This is a genomic window from Nocardioides sp. AN3 (assembly GCF_054653495.1).
Genome location: NZ_BAAIGC010000002.1, coordinates 185,538 through 204,728 on the forward strand (window position 1 = coordinate 185,538; position 19,191 = coordinate 204,728).

The following is a 19,191-nucleotide window of genomic DNA, read 5'->3' on the forward strand; positions in this document are numbered from 1 at the left end:
CGAAGCGGGGGAGGCGAAGAACTCCGTGGGGTGAGTTCATGTGCGCACCATCCTCGTGTTGATCTCGGCCAGGGGGATCCGGGTCGGCGCGCGCAGGATCTCGTCGGCCACCCGATGGCCGGACCGGACCGCGCCCTCCATGGTGCCGCTCAGCTCGAGGTCGGTGAAGTCGCCGGCGAAGTGCACCCTGCGCTCGGGTGTCGCGAGCTGCGCGACGAGCGAGTCCCGGGTCGCCTGGTTGTACATCACGCCCATCGCGAAGGCGTAGCGGTCCGCGGTCCAGTTCTTGGAGTGCTGGACGATCCGGGTGACGGGTCCGCCGACTGCCAGACCGACCAACTCGTCGAGGAAGGCGAGTGCGGTCTCCTCGGACTCCAGGACGGCGCGGTCCGCGCCGGAGAAGAAGCCGCTCACGACGGCCGGCCCGGACGTCACGTAGGGGTTGCTGACCCACGCGGTGTTGAGCGGGCCGTCGCTGAAGACGGCGTGGCTCAGCGCGGCACGGACGGCATCGCCCTCGGCGTACTGGGCGATCACCTTGCCTCCGCGCGAACGCTGCATCGAGGTGAGCGCTCCGATCCGGGAAGCCGGGAGCGGCGGGTCGAAGCCGATCGTCGGGAGGACGAACGGCGGGATCGCCATCACGACGCGGTCCGCACTGAGCTGTTCGCCGTTCTCGAGCTCGACGCGGACGTGTCCGCCCGACTGCCGGACGCAGAGCACCGGCGCCTCGAGCCGGACGCGGAGGTCGCGTGCGAGGGCGTTCGCCAGCTGCTGGCTGCCCCCGACGATGCGGCGGACGTTCCCGACGTGGGCGTCCGTCAGGTAGTGGGCGTCGACGTGGACCAGGTCGTACTGGACGGGCATCCGGGCGATGCCCGCCAACGCCCGCCGCGCCACACCGGAGAGACCGGCCCGCCGGGTCCACTGCTCGATCACCTCGTGGACGGCTGGAGGCGTGTCACGCAGCGCGACCCGGATCTCGTCGTCGACCGCCGCGAAGCGGCCCCCGGTCAGCACCTCCCCGTCGACGATGATCCTCCCGTCGGACAGGTAGCCCTCCAGCGGCGTCTCGCCGGGCCGGGCCTGCGGGCGCTCATACCAGACCTCGTCGGACACCTCGACCCCGACCGCGGCGCACAACGCCGTCAGTGCGCGGTAGTCGATCGTGACCAGCTCGCCGCCCAGATCGCCGTGCTGTCCGTCGGCGAACCCCTCCCGGACGGTGTACGTGCGGCCGCCCACCCGGTCCCGGGCCTCGAGCACCGTCACGTCGAGACCGGCCGCGGTCAGCGCGTGTGCCGCGGTGAGGCCGGCGAGTCCTGCGCCGACGACGAGCACCCGAGGCGACTCGTTGCTGCTGGCATCCATGTTCCCAGCATCGGTGCGGCGCGATCGAGGGTCGGTGGTCCGAGGGATCGACGCCCCCCGGTTGGGGGATGGGCATGGCGGCCGCCACGGCGCACGCGGGCCCGCGGCGCGAACCTGCCGAGGTGACCACCAAGACGAGCACCCGTGTCGGCATCTACGGAAGCGGCAGGACCGCGGCCGAGCTGGTCCGGGCCCTACGACCGAGCCCGCACCGGATGACCGCCGGCATCGTCCACTCCGAGCGACGTGCCGGTGCCGATCTCGGCGAGCTGACGTGCGGTGACCCGAACGGCATCACCACCACGAGCGACCTGGCGGCAGCCGTCGGGTCCGGCGACTTCGACCTCCTCCTGTACGCCGGCCTGTCGGGGGAGCGTCATGAGGAGGCGATGCGGCTCTGCGTCGATGTCGGGATCGACATGGTCCACGCCTGCTTCGTGCACCCGCGTACGGCGCTGGACCCGACCGTCCACGACAGGCTGGCGGAGCGTGCAGCCGCGACGGGGTCGCGTGTCGTCGGCACTGGCATGATCCCGGGTCTCTGGCTCGACGTGCTGCCCGCCCTGCTGTCCAGCGGGCTCCCCGCTCCGGTCTCTGTCCGGGCCGCGCGCGCCTCGGATATCAGCTCGTGGGGAGCCGACGTGCTGCGCACCGAGCTCGGGGTCGGCACGGTGCAGTCCGGCACGGCCGACCACGTCGACGGCGCGCTGCGTCAGTCGGCGCAGCTGATCGCCGAGGCGCTCGGGCTCGTAGGCGTGACGCCCGAGTCGCGCGGGGGACTGGTGCTCGCCGACGAGGACACCATGGTGGGCGAAGTCGCCGTCGCCCGTGGGCAGGTCGAGGGGTTCCGCCAGGAGGTCCTCGTCGCGTGCGACGGTGTCGAGAGGGTGGTCCTCGCCTGGTCGGGCCTCGCGGGGAGGCCGACGGCGTCGACGGACGAGAACAGCGTGGTGCTCAGCCTCGCCGGCGGCGACAGGACGGCGATCGAGGTCAGGGTCGCCACCCCGCTCGACCCCTACCCTGGCACGGCGGCGCGGATGGTGCAGGCGGTGGGTGGCCTGGCCGGTCTCGCGCCCGGTCTCCACCCGACCAATGCGCTGCCGGCGTCGTCCTGACGTGCCGGTGGGCTCAGGCGGTCACCGCCCGAGCCCACCAGGAGTCGTCGGTTCAGGCAACCGGGCCCTCGGCGATCAGCAGCAGGTCCTCGACGGAGGCGACCGGCGGCTGGACGAAGGCGCGGAACACCTCGAAGAAGTCCTCGGGCTCGATCGCACCCTCGGGCGCGTGGACGCCCGGCTCGGTGATCAGGCCCTGGCGCAGCAGCTCGAGGCCGACCGCGAGCGCGGCACCGGTGCCGCCGCCCATCTTGCCCGGGGGCATGGAGGTGGGCTCGACGGAGATCGCCAGCGGCTCGCCGTCGCGCTCACCGCGGGCCATGGCCCAGACCTGGTGCAGCGGGTCGCGGGTGCGCGGCGCGTCGGCCGGCGGCTCCGGGAACTCCTCGAGCCTCTTGGCGCCCTCCTTCAGGGTCAGCTCGCCGGCGTCGTACTCCGCGGCGACGGACCGCGCGTGGTCGAAGACCCAGGCCGGGCCGGAGGTGAGGTTGGTGCAGTTCACCACCGTCGGGAGGTACTTCGGCAGGGTGAGCGCCTCGGGGTGGCCGACGGTGTACGCCGTGACCTGGCCCTTGCCGGGGTAGAGGATGTCGGTGGGGAGCAGCGGCTCGATGTCCTTCGGGGCACCGTCGCGGAAGGCGCGGATCGACCCGCTGATCTGGATCAGCCAGTGCTCGACGGCAGCGCCCGCCCCGTCGGCGTGGGGGTACGCCGGCTCGTCCTCGAGGACGGCGCCGCGCATCGACCAGCCGGTGAAGATCTCGGTGACCCTGTCGAGCCGCTTGGCGACGAGCAGGGCGGCGAGGTTGGAGATGCCGGGGCTGCCCCCGATTCCCTTGACGACGACCAGGCCCTTCTCGCGGGCGCGGGCGTCCAGCTCGTCGGCCTCGACCGTGGACTCCCAGTCGTCGTCGATGTCGAGGTAGTGGCAGTCGGCGTCGATAGCGGCCTCGAGGATCGGGCGGGCGAACTTCGAGAACGGGCCCATCGTGTTGAGGATGACGTCGCACTCGGCGAACGCGGTCCTCATGGCCTCGGTGTCGGTCGCGTCGAGGCGGATCGCGACGCACGGGCCGCCCACCTCGGTGGCGACCTGCTCCGCGCGGGCCAGGTCGATGTCCGCGACCAGCAGCTTCTCGGCCGAGCCCAGCTTGGCGATGCCGCGGACGGCCCAGCGGCCCATGGCCCCGGCTCCGCCGACGATGAGAACGGTGCCCAGGGGCGCCTTGGCGTCAGTCATGGTGGAATTGCTCCGATCAGGAAGGGAAGGTGTGCGGATGTGCGTCGGGAAGGGGGTCAGCGGAGGACGCCGCTGAGTCGGTCGGTGATCCGGTCGGCCGCCCAGCCCAGGCGCAGGGTCACGGGGGAGACGACGCCGGGCATGAAGCGCTGGGTCTCGCGCCACACGGCGGCCAGGTCGTCGTGCATGCCTTCGCCGGCCAGGTGGTCGGCGAGCAGAGTGCCGAGGTACGGCGCCTGGGGGAGACCGTGTCCGTTGCAGGCCATCGAGTACGAGATGTTCGGGGTCAGCTGCCCGACGTTCGCCATGTTGGACGGGGTCAGACCGATCCAGCCGCCCCACACCCGGGCCGGGGAGAGCTCGCCGAGCCCGGGGAAGCGCTCGTGGACTCCGCGCATGATGTCGGTGACCACCGACTCGCGGGGGAGCCTGCCCAGCTGAGCGTGGCGTGCTGCCTGCAGGCTACGGGTGGTGGTGACCATCGTGCCGCGAGCCGTGGTGCGGAAGCTCTGCATGACGAAGTGGTTGGTCGTGATCGGCGCGCGGCTGGTCCAGCCCTCCGCGTCGAGCTGGGCGTCGGAGACGGGCTCGGTCTCGACGGCGGTCACCCAGACCGGTGTGCTGAGGTTGCGGGGAGCGATGCTGAGGCCGTTCATGAACGCGTTGACGGTGAGGACCGCGTGGCCGGCCCGCACGTGGCCACCGGGCGTCGTGACGGTGACCCCGTGACCGGTGTCCTGGACGTCGGTGACCGAGGTCTGCTCGAAGACCCGGACTGATGAGGCACGGACGACCTCCCGCAGCCCGAGGGCGAGCTTGCCCGGGTTGAGGATGCCGCCGACCTTGATGTGCATGCCGCCGATGAACCGCTCGGGGATGCCGAGCGCCTCGGCGTCGCCCACAGCGACGCGCTCGTTGGGCTTGATGGTCTTCTCGATCTTCCGCAGCGCGCGCTGGCTCGTCGCCGTGGCGACGTTGCCGGTCGCGTCGTAGTCGCAGTCGATCTTGTTGTCCTCGATCAGCGACTCTGTGAAGGAGACAGAGTGCTTGGCGAACCGGTAGAGGCCCCTTGCCTTGTCGGCGTAGAACTTCTTGATGATGCGCGGGTCGCTGCCGAGGGTCTGCGTGATGTAGCCGGCGTTGCGGCCGCTGGCGCCCCAACCGCAGATCTCGGCCTCCAGCAGCACGACGTCCTGGCCGAGCTCGGCGAGCCGCAGGGCCGCGGCCATGCCGCCCATCCCGCCACCCACGACGACGACGTCACACGAGTCGTTGCCGACCAGGACCGGGGCGAGGTCGGTGGGACGGTCGACCCAGCCGCTCCCCGGAAGGTAGGTCACCGGGGCGGTGCGTGTCTCGTACATCTGGCGAACTCCTCTGTCGTCCCTGGACCTCTCGGGCCAGAGCCTCGCCGCGATCCGGCACGACGGGCCCACCTCGACCGCGGACGCTGCCCGGGTGGGCTACTCGCCGTGAGTGGATGTGCGCTACTGCGCGGTGTAGCCGCCGTCCACGACGTACGACGCTCCGGTCACGAAGCTGGCGTCGTCGCTGACCAGGAAGGCGACGACCGCCGCGATCTCCTCCGGCTCCGCCAGGCGGCCCAGGGGATGCCGGCCGGGAAGGGACGGGTCGGACTCGATGTCGAGACGCACCATCGGTGTGTTCACCCATCCGGGACACACCGCGTTCACCCGGATACCGTCCGCGGCGCACTCCAACGCAAGGGTCTTGGTCAGGCCTTCGATCGCGTGCTTGCTGACGACGTACGACGCAGCGCCCGGGATCGCGACGAGGCCGTAGATCGAAGCCGTGTTGACGATGGCGCCGCCGCCGCTCGCCACCAGGTGAGGCACCGCCATGCGGGCCATCAGGAACGCCCCGTCGAGGTTGACGTCCAGCACGCGTCGCCAGTCCGCGAGCGGCGTCGTTGCGATGAAGCTCTCGTCCACCACCCCGGCGTTGTTGAAGAGGACGTCGAGCCGCCCGTAGTCGGCGGCCAGCACCTGCGACAGCGCCGCCATGTCGTCCTCGTCGGTCACCGATGCGCGGTGGAAGGTGACCTCGAGGCCGAGGTTGCGCAGCTCGGTCTCGGCGAGCTTCCCGGTCTCGGCGTTGTGGTCGACGACGAGGACGCGCGCCCCCTCCTCGGCGAAGCGTCGCGCCGCGGCCTTGCCGATCCCGGAGGCTCCACCGGTGACGAGCACCACCCTGTCCAGGAAGCGTTCCATTCCTCGCTACCGCCGTTGCCCAGCATCGCTCCGCTGGCGCCGCTCACCGGTGCTCTGCGCTGCGGCCGCGAGCCGGAGCCCGAGCCGCGGTGCCAGCCCGGTCGCTCGAGCCGCGAGCGCGTTGATCCGCGGCACAGAGCGCACAGGGCTGCTGCTGGACAGCAGTTCCACGCCTGCCTGTGCGACCTGGTCAGGGGTCAGCTGGCGGGCGGCCGCGAAGAGGATCGCCGCCCCCGGGTCGGACGAGCGCGATCCGACCATGTCGGTCGCCACGACGTCCGGACACAGCGCGTGCGCGCGGATCGGCAGCCCGGCATGGTCCAGGTCTCCCTGGAGCGAGGTGGTGAAGGAGAGCACGGCCGCCTTGCTCGCGGCGTACACGGCCAGGCCGGGGACCGGTCCGTGCGCCGCCATCGAGGCGATGTTGAGGATCCTGCCGCCCTTGTCCGCCATGGCCAGCGTGGCAGCACGCGAGCCGAGCATCATCCCGAGAACGTTGACCTGGAGGGTCGAGGCGATCTCGTCCGGTGTGTGCGACCACGCCGGTCCTGCGATCAGGACGCCCGCGTTGTTCACCCACACGCGAACCGAGCCCAGTGCGGAGGCGGCGTCCGCGATCCGCTCGTGGCTGCCAGGATCGCGTACGTCCTGCGCGGCCCACTCGCAGCCGGAGCCGAGTCGGCGCGCGGTCTCGCGCGCGAGTGACTCGTCGCGATCGGTGATGAGGACGCGGTGACCGCGAGCGGCCAGGCGGCGGGCGATGGCAGCTCCGATACCACGGCTCCCGCCGGTGACGACGGCGACAGCCGGCTCGGAAAGGTCGTTCGACATGTCTTCTCCGATCCGTCGGGGACTCAGCGTGCTTCGGAGACGACCTCGACGACCTCGCCCTCGGGCCGGTCCTCGACGAGGAGCGAGAGCTCGTGGAAGTAGGTCTCGGGGTCGATGGCTCCCTCGGGACCGTGCACTCCCGGCGCGGTGACCTGCCCGCGCGCCAGCATCAGCGTGGCGATCGCGAGCGGATAGCCCGTCATCTCGCCCATGTTGGCGTTCGGGAGCACGATCGGCTGGGCGCCGACGCGGATCCGCTTGCCGTCCTTGGTGCCCTCGGCGACGGCGAACAGGTTCGGCAGGGTCGGCGACGGCCCGGCGGCGGCACCGCCGGTGTCGGGCTCGAGGAGGATCTGCTTCGAGGCGCCGGTGACGTCGAGCTCGCCGCTACGCACCCGCGCCGCCACACGCTGCATGCCCTCCATCAGGCCGCGGCGCGACACCATGAGGTTGAGCGACTCCTGCACCTCGGGCCGCACGCGCGGGAGCGTCAGCGGCTCGGGGTGCCCGCAGACCCAGACGGGTCCCTCCCCGCGACCGGGATAGGCGATGGTGACCTCTTCGAGGGCGAACGCGTCGACGAGCTCGCCGCCGCGCCAGATCTTGATCGGCTCGGTGCAGTTGTGCACCCAGTGCTCGAGCGCGGCGTTGGTCTGCGGCTCCTCGCCCTCGGCGGGGTAGGGGAGCGCGCCGGCCCGCCAGGCCGTGACGACGCGGTCGACGGTGTCGCACCGGTTCATGGCGAGCAGCGCGAGCAGGTTGCTGGTGCCCGGGCTGGCCCCCATGCCGATGACGGCGGTCACGCCTGCCGCGCGGGCGGCGTCGTCGAGCTCGAGCATCTCCAGCGTCGGCTCCCAGTCGTCGCAGATGTCGAGGTAGTCGGTGCCGGCGGCGATCGCCGCGCTGAGCACCTCACGACCGAAGCGGTAGAAGGGGCCGGCGGTGTTGAGCACGATGTCGACGTTCGAGAGCACCTTGCCGAGGGCGTCGGCGTCGGAGATGTCGAGCGCGAACGCGACGGCCTTGGGCCCGAGGCCGGATGCCAGCGCCTCGGCGCGCGCCACGTCACGGTCGGCGACGAGGACCTGCTCGACCTCGTCGGCCTTCGCGAGCACACGGCAGGCATAGGCACCCATCTCGCCGGCGCCGCCGGTCACCAGCACGCGCTTGCGGGTCGTCGCGGAAGTGGAAGTAGTCGTCATGGAGGCATCCTTCGTCCGCGCGGTTCCACACGGCCCGGGCGTACGCCGCATCGCTAGCCCGTCTGGGGGAGTGGATTGCGGCCCGCCCGGGCGGGGCGGTGCGCTTGGTTGGTGGGGTCAGTCGAGCACTGCGGTCATGTCGATCTCGACGACGTGGTCGGGGTCTGACAACCCGCTCACGCCGATCAGCGTCATCGTGCTCGGCTTGGCGCCCACCTCGGCGAGCGCCTTGCCGAAGCCGGCGTACACCTGCTCGAGGTTGGTGGGTGTCGGGTCGACGACGTAGATCATCAGCCTGACCACGTCCTCGGGGCGACCTCCTGCGGCGGCGATGCCGGCATACCCGTTGAGCATGGACTGGAGCATCTGCCCCTCGTAGTCGTCGCGGGCGGCGACCATCCTCTCCTCGATGTCCTGGGCGACCTGACCCGAGGTGAACACGATCCGGCTCCCGGTGGCGACGGTGACCTGGGGCCAACCGTGGGTGGGGGGCATGGTCTGCGGCTTGAGCTTCTCAGTCGTCATGGCCGTCACGCTCGTACGAGATGCCCCCCGAGGGCCGCCGATCGAGCCCGGCTCCACCCGCATGGGGGAGGGTCGCGGTGGGCGGAGTCGAGCGGTGAACGGCGCTGTGGAGGGATACTCCCCCAAGTGGGTGAGGCCTGAGTCACAGGTCGTCGCCGCGGTGAATCATCCCTACGGTCCCACCGGTAGGGCTGGACCCCAGCCGCGTCGACGGTGCCGCCGAGCATCGGCACGTGACCCCTTGGAGAGGACCATGGATCAATACGAAACCGTAGTCGGGTTGGCCGATGAGTCGCCGACCCGCACTCCCGCCTCCAGCCCCGGTGCACTGATCGCAGTCGCAGCGTTGCTGGCGACCGTCACGAACGCGGTGGCCTTCATGCTGCCGCCGCTGCTTCCCGTGATCACCACCAGCTATGCGCACAACTCGGTCAGTGCGGCGACCTGGGTCTTCACCGCGCTGACGCTGGGGGGTGGTGCTGGCTTCGTCCTCATCCCGCGGCTGACCGACATCCTGAGCGACCGTGCGACCAGCCTCATGTCGGGCGCGTTCCTGACCGGCGGAGCCCTGGTCGCGGCCGTGGGCGACAACTACGCCTCACTCGTCATCGGCTCGGTGCTGCTCGGCTTCGGTGGTGCCGCGCAGCTCGTTCCCTTGAGCTTCTTGCGCCGCCACCTGCCCGGCAACGGTGTCTCCACGGCCGTCATGGTGCTGATCATGGCGACCGGAAGCGGCGTCGTCCTGGGGATGGTCGGCGGTGGCATCTCGGTGCGCCTGTGGCCGCTCCCGGACCATCTCAACGCCGACGGGTCACTGCCGACCCTCTCGATCGCGCCCTTCTACTACGTGCTTGCGGCGCTGTTCGTCATCACGACCATCGCCCTGCTCGTCGTGGTGCCGAACTCGCCTCCGGAGTCCGCAGGGCGGATCGGTCTGCTCGGCACCGTCTGGCTGATCGGCTGGGTGACGCTCATCCTGCTCGCGTTCAGCGCGCCCACCGACTCCACGATCGGCAAGAACGCGACGCTCATCCTCGTCGTGGGAGTCGTTGCGGCCGTGGGATGGGTGTTCGCCGAGCGCCGGTCGGCTCGGCCGGTCTTCGACCTTGCGGTCCTGCGTAGGCCCTTCGTGACGACGGCCTGCCTCTCGGCCGGCCTGTTCGGCTGCGTCGACGCGGCGTTCCTCGTGCTCGCCAACTACTACATCCAGAACCCGACCGGGCTGCCGGCGTCCACGGACGGCGGGCAGACGGGCTGGCCGACTCACGTCGCCCAGTACGGGTTGAGCTACGACCCGTTGCAGACCAGCATGATCCTGCTGCCCTTCGCGCTGACGATGTTCATCAGCGGCAAGTACTCCGAGCGCATCATCAGTCGCGGGCGCCCCGGCCTCGTCCTCGTCGGCGGTGCGGTGATCTGTCTGGCCGGCCTGCTCTTCCTGGCATTCGCCCACGACCAGGCGTGGCAGTACGTCGTCGGCTCCGCCGTCGTCGGACTCGGCAGCCGGGCCGGCTACAGCGGCGCCTTCGCCGTCCCGCAGTTCGTGGTCCCGCCGGCTCAGGCGGGCATGGCCGCCGGCATGCCCGGCACGATCATGGCGATCGGCTTCGCGGTCGGCGCCGCCGTGGTGACCGTCCTGCAGAACGGATCCGGCTTCGTGTACCACTCGGTCGACGTGGCGAGCATGCTCGCCGGCAAGCTCAACCCGGCCGATGTCAACCTGAAGATGTCGGACTACCTGCTCGAGGGCACCCACATCCCGAGCGCGGACGTCTACACCAACGGGTATGTCGTGGCGATGATCTTCCCTGCCCTCGTCATCGTCGCGGCGGTGATCTCGCGACTCCGGAACCCGAACGGCTTCCAGAAGGTGCTCGAGGAGCACGGCGCCTGACCCGGCCACGCAGCCTCCACAGCCCCTCGTCGACAGTGGGCCCGCCTCCGGGAGGTGGGCCCACTGTCGTCGTCCCTGCGTCGTCCCGGCGGGTCCCCCGTGGTCGACGTCACACATCCCCCACTCGGGCGCGAGCGGTGGTCGCAGGCCGGCGCAGGACGGTCGTCGCAGGCACGGTGGGCGCACCAACCACCTGAAGAAGACACAAGGAGCGCTCCATGCCTGAAGCGGTCATCGTGGCCACTGCCCGTTCACCGATCGGTCGAGCCGGCAAGGGCTCGCTCAAGGACATGCGGCCCGATGAGCTGACTGCCCAGATGGTGAGCGCGGTCCTCGGCAAGGTGCCCGAGCTCGATCCGCGGGAGATCACCGACCTGATCCTGGGCTGTGGCCAGCCGGCCGGGGAGGCCGGCAACAACCTGGGCCGTGCGGTCGCCGTGCTGGCCGGGATGGACCACCTCCCCGGCGTCACGGTGAACCGTTACTGCTCGAGCAGCCTGCAGACCACTCGGATGGCGTTCCACGCGATCAAGGCGGGTGAAGGTCATGCCTATATCTCGGCCGGTGTCGAAACCGTGAGCCGGTTCGTCAACGGGTTCGCCGACAACCCCGAGGGCCAGAACCCCCGCTTCGACGGCGCCCAGGCAGTGACGACCAAGCGCGCAGAAGGCGCCGCGGAGAAGTGGGAGGATCCCCGCGAGGCCGGGGAGCTGCCCGACCTCTACATCTCGATGGGCCAGACGGCCGAGAACGTCGCTCAGGTGCTCGGCATGTCCCGCCAGGAGCAGGACGAGTTCGGTGTCCGCAGCCAGAACCTCGCCTGCCAGCGGATCGAGGAGGGCTTCTGGGCCCGCGAGATCACGCCGGTGACGCTCCCCGACGGCTCCGTGGTCTCGAGTGACGACGGCCCACGTCCTGGCACCACCCTCGAGGCGGTGAGCCAGCTCAAGCCCGTGTTCCGGCCGGACGGCACCGTCACGGCCGGCAACGCCTGCCCACTCAACGACGGCGCGGCCGCGCTGGTGATCATGAGCGACACCCGGGCGAAGAGCCTCGGTCTGACGCCGCTCGCGCGGATCCTCTCGACGGCCGTCACCGGTCTGTCGCCCGAGATCATGGGCCTGGGCCCGGTCGAGGCCATCCCAGCGGCTCTGCGCCACCTCGGCATGAGCGTGAGTGACATCGATCTGTTCGAGATCAACGAAGCGTTCGCCGTCCAATCGCTGGGCTCGGCCCGGCAGCTCGGCATCCCGTTGGAGAAGCTGAACGTCAACGGCGGCGCGATCGCGGTCGGCCACCCGTTCGGGATGACCGGCGCTCGCATCACCGCCACGCTGATCAACTCGCTGCAATGGCACGACAAGCAGTTCGGCGTGGAGTCGATGTGCGTGGGCGGCGGCCAGGGTATGGCGATGGTCATCGAACGGCTCGCGTGATCTGTGTGGCGAGCAACAAGCGGTTCGAGGGCCGTACGGCGATCATCACCGGCGCAAGTCGCGGGATCGGCCTCGGCATCGCGGAGCGGCTCGTGGCCGACGGTGGGCGGGTCGTGATCACGGCGCGCAAGAAGGAGGCGCTGGACGAGGCTGTCGCCCGCCTCGGCGGTGCGGACGTGGCGCGCGGGGTCGCTGGTCGTGCCGACGACACCGAGCATCAGGCAGACACCATCCGCACGGCGATCGAGGCGTTCGGGAGCGTCGACTTCCTGGTCAACAACACCGGCATCAACCCGGTGTACGGCCCGCTGGTCGACCTCGACCTGGATGCGGCGCGGAAGGTCGTCGAGGTCAACTGCATCGCGGCGGTCTCCTGGGTCCAGCAGGTGCATCGCGCGTGGATGGCCGAGCACGGCGGTGCGATCGTCAACGTCTCCTCGCTCTCCAGCGTGCGGACCGCACCGAACATCGGCTTCTACGGCGCCTCCAAGGCGATGCTCAACTCGCTCACGGAGCTGCTCGCGGTCGAGCTCGGCCCCAACGTCCGGGTCAACGGGGTCGCGCCGGCCGTGGTGAAGACCAAGTTCGCCGCGGCCCTCTACGAAGGGCACGAGGAGCAGGCTGCCCGGTCATATCCACTCAAGCGCCTCGGCGAGCCGGAGGACGTCGCCGGACTGGTCGCCTTCCTGCTCTCCAGGGACGCCGCATGGCTCACGGGCCAGACGGTGCTCGTCGACGGTGGCGTCAGCCTCACCGCCGGCGAATGACCTCGTGACCGAACTACCACTCTCCATCCACCTGACAGGAATCCCATGACCAACTCCCGCACTGCCGTTGTCACCGGGGCCGCGCGCGGCATCGGAGCCGGCATCGCTCGCCGTCTGGCGACCGACGGCCTCTCCGTCGCCGTTCTCGACCTCGACGAGGCCGCCTGCAAGAAGGTCGTTGCCGACATCGAGGCCGAGGGGGGTCGCGCCCTGGCAGTCGGGGTCGACGTCGCCGACGAGGCCGCTGTCCAGGACGCGGTCGGTCGTGTCGTCGCCGAGCTCGGCGAGCCGACCGTGCTCGTCAACAACGCGGGCATCATCCGCGACAACCTGCTCTTCAAGATGTCGACCGGCGAGTGGGACGCGGTCATGAACGTGCACCTGCGTGGTGCCTTCCTGATGACCAAGGCCGTCCAGGGCTACATGACGAAGGCCAACTGGGGACGGATCGTGAACCTGTCCAGCACCTCGGCTCTCGGCAACCGCGGTCAAGCCAACTACGCGGCCGCGAAGGCAGGCGTCCAAGGGTTCACCAAGACGCTCGCAATCGAGCTCGGCAAGTACGGCGTCACGGCGAACGCCATCGCTCCGGGCTTCATCGAGACCGAGATGACGATGGCCACCGCGGAGCGCATGGGCGTGTCGTTCGACGACTTCAAGGCCTTCGTGGTCAAGGACATCCCCGTGGGCCGCGGTGGCCTGCCAGCTGACATCGCCCATGCGGCCTCGTTCTTCGCGAGCGAGGGCGCCGGCTTCGTGTCCGGTCAGGTGCTCTATGTCGCCGGTGGGCCGAAGGCATGAGGACCTTCGACGGCATCGCCGAACTCGAGGCCGCGGTCGGCGAGCACCTCGGCTACTCCGGCTGGCACACGATCACCCAGGAGCAGATCGACACCTTCGCCAAGGGCACAGGCGACTTCCAGTGGATCCACATCGATCCGGTCGAGGCTGCGAAGGGCCCCTTCGGCGCCACCATCGCCCACGGCTACCTCACCCTGTCGCTGGTGCCCATGCTCACCTGGCAGGTCTACGACGTGCGCGGCATCAAGATGGGCGTCAACTACGGCGCCAACAAGCTGCGCTTCCCGTCCCCGGTCCCGGTCGACTCGCGAGTCCGCGCCGGCGTCGAGCTTCTCGAGGTCGCACCCGGAGGGGGCGGCTACCAGGTCGTGACACGGGTGACCATCGAGCGCGAAGATGGCGACAAGCCGGCCTGCGTCGTCGACACCGTCAGCATCCTGGTGCCGTGATGCAACTCGCCGAGCGGTCCCTCCCCGGACTCGACCTCGACAGGCTGACCACCTGGCTGACAGATGCCGTCCCGGGCGCCGGGAGCGACCTCGCCGTGACCCTGCTGGCCGGCGGCAAGTCGAATCTGACCTACACCGTCAGCGACGGGACGAGCGCGTGGGTCTTGAGGCGACCTCCGTTGGGACACGTGCTGGCCACGGCGCACGACATGGCTCGCGAGTACCGCGTGATGGCGGCGCTGCAGGGCACCGACGTACCGGTTCCGGCGACCATCGCCTTCTGCGAGGACGACGACGTGCTCGGAGCCCCGTTCTACGTCATGGAGCGGGTCGCAGGGCGGGCGTATCGGCACGCCGCCGAACTCGATCCCCTCGGTCCGTTACGGACCCGTGGCATCAGCGAGGCGCTGGTGGACACCCTGGCCACACTCCACACTGTCGATCCGATCGCCGTCGGCCTCGGTGACTTCGGGCGCCCCGAGGGATTTCTCGGACGGCAGGTCCGGCTGTGGAAGAAGCAGATGGACGCGTCGTACTCGCGCGAGCTCCCGGCCGCTGAGGAGCTGCACCGCCTGCTCGCAGCCAAGGTTCCGACTCAGGGGGTGACCGGGATCGTGCACGGCGACTTCAGGCTCGACAACGTCCTCATCGACGAGCAGGACCGTCCTGCCGCTGTCATCGACTGGGAGATGGCGACGTTGGGCGACCCGCTCACCGACCTCGCGCTCATGTGCGTCTACGGACGGCTCGGCGAACAGGTCAAGGGCGACGAGGTCGTGGACGCCACATGTGCACCTGGCTTCCTCAGCGAGGAGGAGATCATCGCCCGCTATGCGGCGAAAAGCGACCGGGACCTGTCCCGGTTCGGCTTCTATATCGGGCTCGCGTCGTACAAGCTCGCCGTGATCCTCGAGGGCATCCACTACCGCTACATCCACGGCCAGACCGTCGGGGACGGGTTCGCCGCTGTCGGCGATGTCGTGCCGGTCCTTCTCGACGGTGGCCTGCAGGCCCTGAAGGAGGACAGCTGATGGACTTTCAGTACGACGCCCGCACCGAGGAGCTTCGCACCGAGCTCCTCGACTTCATGAAGGCGCACGTCTATCCCGCGGAGCCGGTCTTCGGAGAGCAGCTCGCGGCGCTCGACAACCTGTGGGCATGGGACTCGGCTCCGGTCGTCGACGATCTGCGGAAGGAGGCGCGCAGCCGCGGCCTGTGGAACCTCTTTCTTCCTGGCGAGGAGGGTGCCGGGCTCACGAACCTGCAGTACGCCGCCCTGGCGGAGATCTCAGGCCGGAGCCTGCACCTCGCGCCGCCGGCGATGAACTGCGCGGCGCCGGACACCGGCAACATGGAGGTGCTGCACATGTTCGGCACCCCTGAGCAGAAGGAGCGCTGGCTCGAGCCGCTGCTGGACGGCGAGATCCGCTCGGCGTTCGCGATGACCGAGCCCGACGTCGCCTCCTCCGACGCCACCAACATCCAGCTCAGCATCGTGCGCGACGGTGACGACTACGTCATCAACGGCAGGAAGTGGTGGATCACGGGGGCGATGAACCCGAACGCCACGATCTTCATCGTCATGGGCAAGACCGACCCGATGGGGGAGCGGCACCGGCAGCAGTCGATGGTCCTGGTCGAGCGGGACACGCCGGGCCTCGAGGTCGTTCGCGGCATGCACGTCATGGGATATGACGACCACGAGCACGGCGGCCACGCCGAGTTGCGGTTCACCGACGTCCGTGTCCCGGTGAGCAACCTGATCGGCGAGGAGGGTGGCGGGTTCGCCATCGCCCAGGCCCGTCTCGGTCCCGGCCGGATCCACCATTGCATGCGTGCGATCGGCACCGCCGAGCGGGCCATCGAGATGGTGTGCGCCCGCGCCGATGAGCGAGTCGCCTTCGGGAGGCCCCTCTCCGCCCAGGGCGTGATCCGGGACTGGATCGCCGAGTCGCGAGTCAGGTTGGAACAGCTGCGGCTGCTGGTCCTGAAGACCGCGTGGTTGATGGACACGGTGGGCAACAAGGGCGCCCACACCGAGATCCAGGCCATCAAGATCGCGACGCCTTCGACAGTCCAGTGGATTCTCGACAAGGCGATCCAGGTCCACGGCGCCGGCGGGCTCTCGCAGGACTTCCCGCTGGCCGCGATGTACGCGGGTGTCCGCACCCTCCGCCTCGTCGACGGACCAGACGAGGTCCACAAGAACGCGTTGGCCAAGGCGGAGATCGCTCGGCAGCGCAGCACCAGGGAGGCACGATGACCATCGACGAGCTTCGCGTGAGGGTGGCCGACTTCCTGGCCACCCACGACCCGAGCACGACTGACCGGCTGGAGTTCCTCCGTGCCCGGTACGACGCTGGGCTGGCCTGGGTGCGCTTCCCGGTCGGACACGGCGGGCTCGGTCTCGACCAGACGCTGCAGCCCGAGGTCGACCGGTTGTTCGCCGAAGCCGGCGCGCCCGACAACGAGCCGCAGTCCAACGGCATCGGGCTCGGCATGGCCGCCCCGACGATCCTCACCTATGGGACCGAGGAGCAGAAGGACCGCTTCCTCAAGCCCTTGTGGACCGGTGAGGAGAAGTGGTGTCAGCTGTTCAGCGAACCAAGCGCCGGCTCCGACCTCGCCAACGTCAGCACCCGCGCCGTGCGCGACGGTGACGAGTGGGTGGTCAACGGCGAGAAGGTGTGGACCTCGATCGCGCACCTCGCCCGGTTCGCGATCCTTGTGGCCCGCACTGACCCCGATGCCGTCAAGCACGGTGGGCTGACGTACTTCCTGTGCGACATGACCGACCCAGGTGTCGAGGTGCGGCCGCTTCGCCAGATCACCGGGGAGGCTGAGTTCAACGAGGTCTTCCTCACCGATGTCCGCATCCCCGACAGTCATCGGCTCGGAGCGGTGGGCGAGGGATGGCGGGTCGCCAACACCACTCTCAACAACGAGCGCGTCTCGATCGGCAAGGGTGGGCAGCGCGAGGCCGGCATGATCGGGCGTGTCGCCCAGACCTGGCGCGAGAACCCCGAGCGTCATACGGCAGAGCTGCAGGACCGCCTGCTGCAGCTCTGGGTCGAGGCGGAGGCCGCCCGGGTGACGGGGGTCCGGCTCGCGCAGAAGCTCGCCTCCGGTCAGCCCGGACCCGAAGGCTCGGTGATGAAGCTGCTGTTCGCCCGCAACGCACAGAGGCTCTCCGGTCTCGAGCTGGAGCTCCTGGCCGAGGACGGCCTCCGCTTCTCGGACTGGACGATGGTCCGTCCCGAGAGCGTCACGTTCACCGGTCGCGACGCCGGCTATCGCTACCTGCGCGCGAAGGGGAACTCCATCGAGGGCGGCACCGACGAGGTCATCCGCAACGTCGTCTCCGAGCGCGTCCTCGGGCTGCCTGCCGAGCCGCGCACCGACAAGGACCGCCCCTGGAAGGAGCTTGCCAAGTGAGCGCCACACCCGACCTTGACCTGCTGCCCACCGACATCGAGGACGACCTCAGGACAACGGTGCGTGACCTCCTCGCCGACCGCTGCTCGCCGGGCGCCGTCACTGCCATGTACGACGGCGACCGCGCGGTCGTCGAGCCGCTCTGGAAGGCGTTCGCGGTCGAGCTCGGCCTCGCTGGTCTGCTCGTGCCCGAGGAGCTCGGCGGCGCCGGCGCCTCGGCGATCGAAGCAGCAGCCGTGCTGGAGGAGCTCGGCCGGGCGTGTGCACCGGTGCCGTTCCTGACCAGCTCGGTCGTCGCGACGACTGCCTTGCTCGCCTGCGACCACGCGGCAGCTCGTGCGGCCCTCGGCGAGCTGGCCTCCGGTGAGGGGACGGCTGCCCTCGTCGTACCGCTCTCGACCGGGCCTGACGGTCAGCTTCCGCTGGTGACCGTGGCGGATGGCCGGTTGACCGGCACCGTCCGAAGCGTCGGAGGTGCGATCGAGGCCGATCTGCTCGTGGTGCCTGCGAGAACCCCTGACGGCATCGGGCTGTTCCTCGTCGAGCAGAACGCCGCATGGGTCGAGCCGGTCGTGTCGCTCGACATGGGCCGCCAGGTCGCAGACGTGAGTTTCGACGGGGCGGCAGGCCAGCTGGTCAACGGGGACGCCGAAGCCACTGTGCGCGCGGCTCTTCTCGCAGGCGCCGGGCTCCTGGCCTCCGAGCAGGTCGGTGTCGCGCGGTGGTGCTTGGAGGAGACCGTCGCCTACCTCAAGGTCCGTCGGCAGTTCGGCCGCATCGTGGGCGGGTTCCAGGCGCTCAAGCACCGTCTGGCGGACCTGTACGCCGAGGTGGAGTCCGCCTCCGCCACGGCTCGGTACGCCGCCGCAGCTCTCGCAGCCGGCGAGGACGTGCCGATCGCCGCACGCGTCGCTGCGGCGTACTGCAGCGACGTCGCGGTGCACGCAGCCGAGGAGGCCGTGCAGCTGCACGGTGGCATCGGGATGACCTGGGAGCACCCGACGCACGTCTACCTGAAGAAGGCGAAGGCCGACCAGATCGCGCTGGGCACCCCAGGAGCGCACCGGGCAGGTCTCGCGCCGCTGGTCGAGCTGTCGCTCGGCGCCGCGACGGACTGAGCTCGACGCGCGCCGTGGACATTGCAGGACAGGACGGAGTGACCATGAGCCGACCACCCGAGATCACGCCGTACCGCCGCAGGACACGGCCCCAGGCGCCGCCCGAGGTGCTGCACTGGCCCGAGTTCGTCGTCTCCGCGGCCCACAGTGTGCCCGCACCGAGAGACAGCGCTTTTGCGCGTGTGCCGTTCGGCACGTGGCATGGCCGAAAGGTCGGCAGCCCCCGGACCCTGTGCGGAAGATCCGCGACAACATGGACCTACTTCTGGACGCTCGACTTCCGGCGGACGGGCCGAAAGTTCGCATGCCCCGACTGCGCCCGGGTCGCGGGTCTCGAGTCACCAACCCAGTGAGGACGGCACGGAGTGGACTAGCGGGCCTGTGACCCGAGTGATCGCATGCGATCGTGCTCCGTCCGCGTTGCCTTCAGCATCGCTGTCACTGGCATCCCCTCTGAGGCGGTGACCTGGCAACACTTGGCGACAGCGCGGCCAGTCTTGACCGACGAGGACCATCGGCAGCCAACGGCGAATCCCGGGCCTGACCTGGGAATTCAGTCGTTCTCAACAATCACCGTAAGCGTCCCGTCAGGCCCTTTTTCGACTTTCACGGCGGTAGCGCCGGTTCGAATCCGGTAGGGGGTACTACGCGAGCTCTGGGTTTGACCTGCGGAAGCAGCGTCGTTGCTAACTGCTGCAAGCGTCTCTTCGGGCATCGCCTCAGGGCTGTGCCCTCCCGTGGGTGCAGCGTGCGTCGTCGGCGCGAAAACGGCGCCT

17 protein-coding genes are annotated in these 19,191 nt (G+C 69.9%); 10 read left to right on the top strand and 7 right to left on the bottom strand.

The window, feature by feature from the left end:
* Nucleotides 1–36: 36 nt before the first annotated feature.
* Entirely contained in the window at nt 37–1,371 is a 1,335-nt protein-coding gene (locus ACYQ1K_RS03510) for a flavin monoamine oxidase family protein (protein WP_459981416.1), read from the bottom strand.
* Nucleotides 1,372–1,493: 122 nt separating this feature from the next.
* Between ACYQ1K_RS03510 and ACYQ1K_RS03515 the strand changes: the two genes are divergently transcribed.
* Nucleotides 1,494–2,486, top strand: coding sequence for a hypothetical protein (locus ACYQ1K_RS03515; protein ID WP_459981417.1), 993 nt, complete (start codon nt 1,494–1,496; stop codon nt 2,484–2,486).
* A 52-nt stretch (nt 2,487–2,538) separates the two neighbouring features.
* On the opposite strand, the gene ACYQ1K_RS03520 is transcribed toward ACYQ1K_RS03515, so the two are convergent.
* The 6 genes from ACYQ1K_RS03520 to ACYQ1K_RS03545 form a co-directional block, all read right to left on the bottom strand.
* Nucleotides 2,539–3,726, bottom strand: a complete 1,188-nt coding sequence (locus ACYQ1K_RS03520) for a saccharopine dehydrogenase family protein (RefSeq protein ID WP_459981418.1) — start codon at nt 3,724–3,726, stop codon at nt 2,539–2,541.
* A 56-nt stretch (nt 3,727–3,782) separates the two neighbouring features.
* A complete protein-coding gene (locus ACYQ1K_RS03525; protein ID WP_459981419.1) occupies nt 3,783–5,090 on the bottom strand; it encodes an NAD(P)/FAD-dependent oxidoreductase in 1,308 nt (435 codons plus the stop codon).
* 123 nt (nt 5,091–5,213) lie between these two features.
* On the bottom strand, nt 5,214–5,957 hold the full coding sequence (locus ACYQ1K_RS03530; protein ID WP_459981420.1) for an SDR family NAD(P)-dependent oxidoreductase: 744 nt from the start codon (nt 5,955–5,957) through the stop codon (nt 5,214–5,216).
* Nucleotides 5,958–5,963: 6 nt separating this feature from the next.
* Complete coding sequence (locus ACYQ1K_RS03535) at nt 5,964–6,788, bottom strand: SDR family NAD(P)-dependent oxidoreductase (RefSeq protein WP_459981421.1); 825 nt, start codon at nt 6,786–6,788, stop codon at nt 5,964–5,966.
* A gap of 23 nt (nt 6,789–6,811) precedes the next feature.
* Nucleotides 6,812–7,990 carry a saccharopine dehydrogenase family protein gene (locus ACYQ1K_RS03540; protein ID WP_459981422.1) on the bottom strand — a complete coding sequence of 393 codons (1,179 nt, stop codon included), beginning with the start codon at nt 7,988–7,990 and terminating at the stop codon, nt 6,812–6,814.
* Between the two features lie 117 nt (nt 7,991–8,107).
* Entirely contained in the window at nt 8,108–8,515 is a 408-nt protein-coding gene (locus tag ACYQ1K_RS03545) for a RidA family protein (protein WP_459981423.1), read from the bottom strand.
* A 253-nt stretch (nt 8,516–8,768) separates the two neighbouring features.
* On the opposite strand from ACYQ1K_RS03545, the gene ACYQ1K_RS03550 reads away from it, so the two are divergent.
* The 9 genes from ACYQ1K_RS03550 (at nt 8,769) to ACYQ1K_RS03590 (ending at nt 18,415) form a co-directional block, all read left to right on the top strand.
* A complete protein-coding gene (locus tag ACYQ1K_RS03550) occupies nt 8,769–10,409 on the top strand; it encodes an MFS transporter (RefSeq protein ID WP_459981424.1) in 1,641 nt (546 codons plus the stop codon).
* 218 nt (nt 10,410–10,627) lie between these two features.
* Nucleotides 10,628–11,845, top strand: coding sequence for an acetyl-CoA C-acetyltransferase (locus ACYQ1K_RS03555; RefSeq protein WP_459981425.1), 1,218 nt, complete (start codon nt 10,628–10,630; stop codon nt 11,843–11,845).
* 5 nt (nt 11,846–11,850) lie between these two features.
* Nucleotides 11,851–12,612, top strand: a complete 762-nt coding sequence (locus ACYQ1K_RS03560) for an SDR family oxidoreductase (protein ID WP_459981426.1) — start codon at nt 11,851–11,853, stop codon at nt 12,610–12,612.
* Between the two features lie 45 nt (nt 12,613–12,657).
* The gene (locus ACYQ1K_RS03565; protein ID WP_459981427.1) at nt 12,658–13,413 is read left to right on the top strand and encodes an SDR family oxidoreductase; all 756 of its coding nucleotides are present in this window, start codon (nt 12,658–12,660) and stop codon (nt 13,411–13,413) included.
* On the top strand, nt 13,410–13,862 hold the full coding sequence (locus tag ACYQ1K_RS03570; protein WP_459981428.1) for a MaoC family dehydratase: 453 nt from the start codon (nt 13,410–13,412) through the stop codon (nt 13,860–13,862). Before ACYQ1K_RS03565 ends, ACYQ1K_RS03570 begins: the two co-directional genes overlap by 4 nt.
* Nucleotides 13,862–14,893, top strand: a complete 1,032-nt coding sequence (locus ACYQ1K_RS03575; protein WP_459981601.1) for a phosphotransferase family protein — start codon at nt 13,862–13,864, stop codon at nt 14,891–14,893. The genes ACYQ1K_RS03570 and ACYQ1K_RS03575 overlap by 1 nt, the downstream gene beginning before the upstream one ends.
* On the top strand, nt 14,893–16,125 hold the full coding sequence (locus ACYQ1K_RS03580; protein WP_459981429.1) for an acyl-CoA dehydrogenase family protein: 1,233 nt from the start codon (nt 14,893–14,895) through the stop codon (nt 16,123–16,125). Before ACYQ1K_RS03575 ends, ACYQ1K_RS03580 begins: the two co-directional genes overlap by 1 nt.
* A complete protein-coding gene (locus ACYQ1K_RS03585) occupies nt 16,122–17,297 on the top strand; it encodes an acyl-CoA dehydrogenase family protein (protein WP_459981430.1) in 1,176 nt (391 codons plus the stop codon). Before ACYQ1K_RS03580 ends, ACYQ1K_RS03585 begins: the two co-directional genes overlap by 4 nt.
* A complete protein-coding gene (locus ACYQ1K_RS03590) occupies nt 17,294–18,415 on the top strand; it encodes an acyl-CoA dehydrogenase family protein (RefSeq protein ID WP_459981431.1) in 1,122 nt (373 codons plus the stop codon). Before ACYQ1K_RS03585 ends, ACYQ1K_RS03590 begins: the two co-directional genes overlap by 4 nt.
* Nucleotides 18,416–19,191 lie beyond the last annotated feature (776 nt).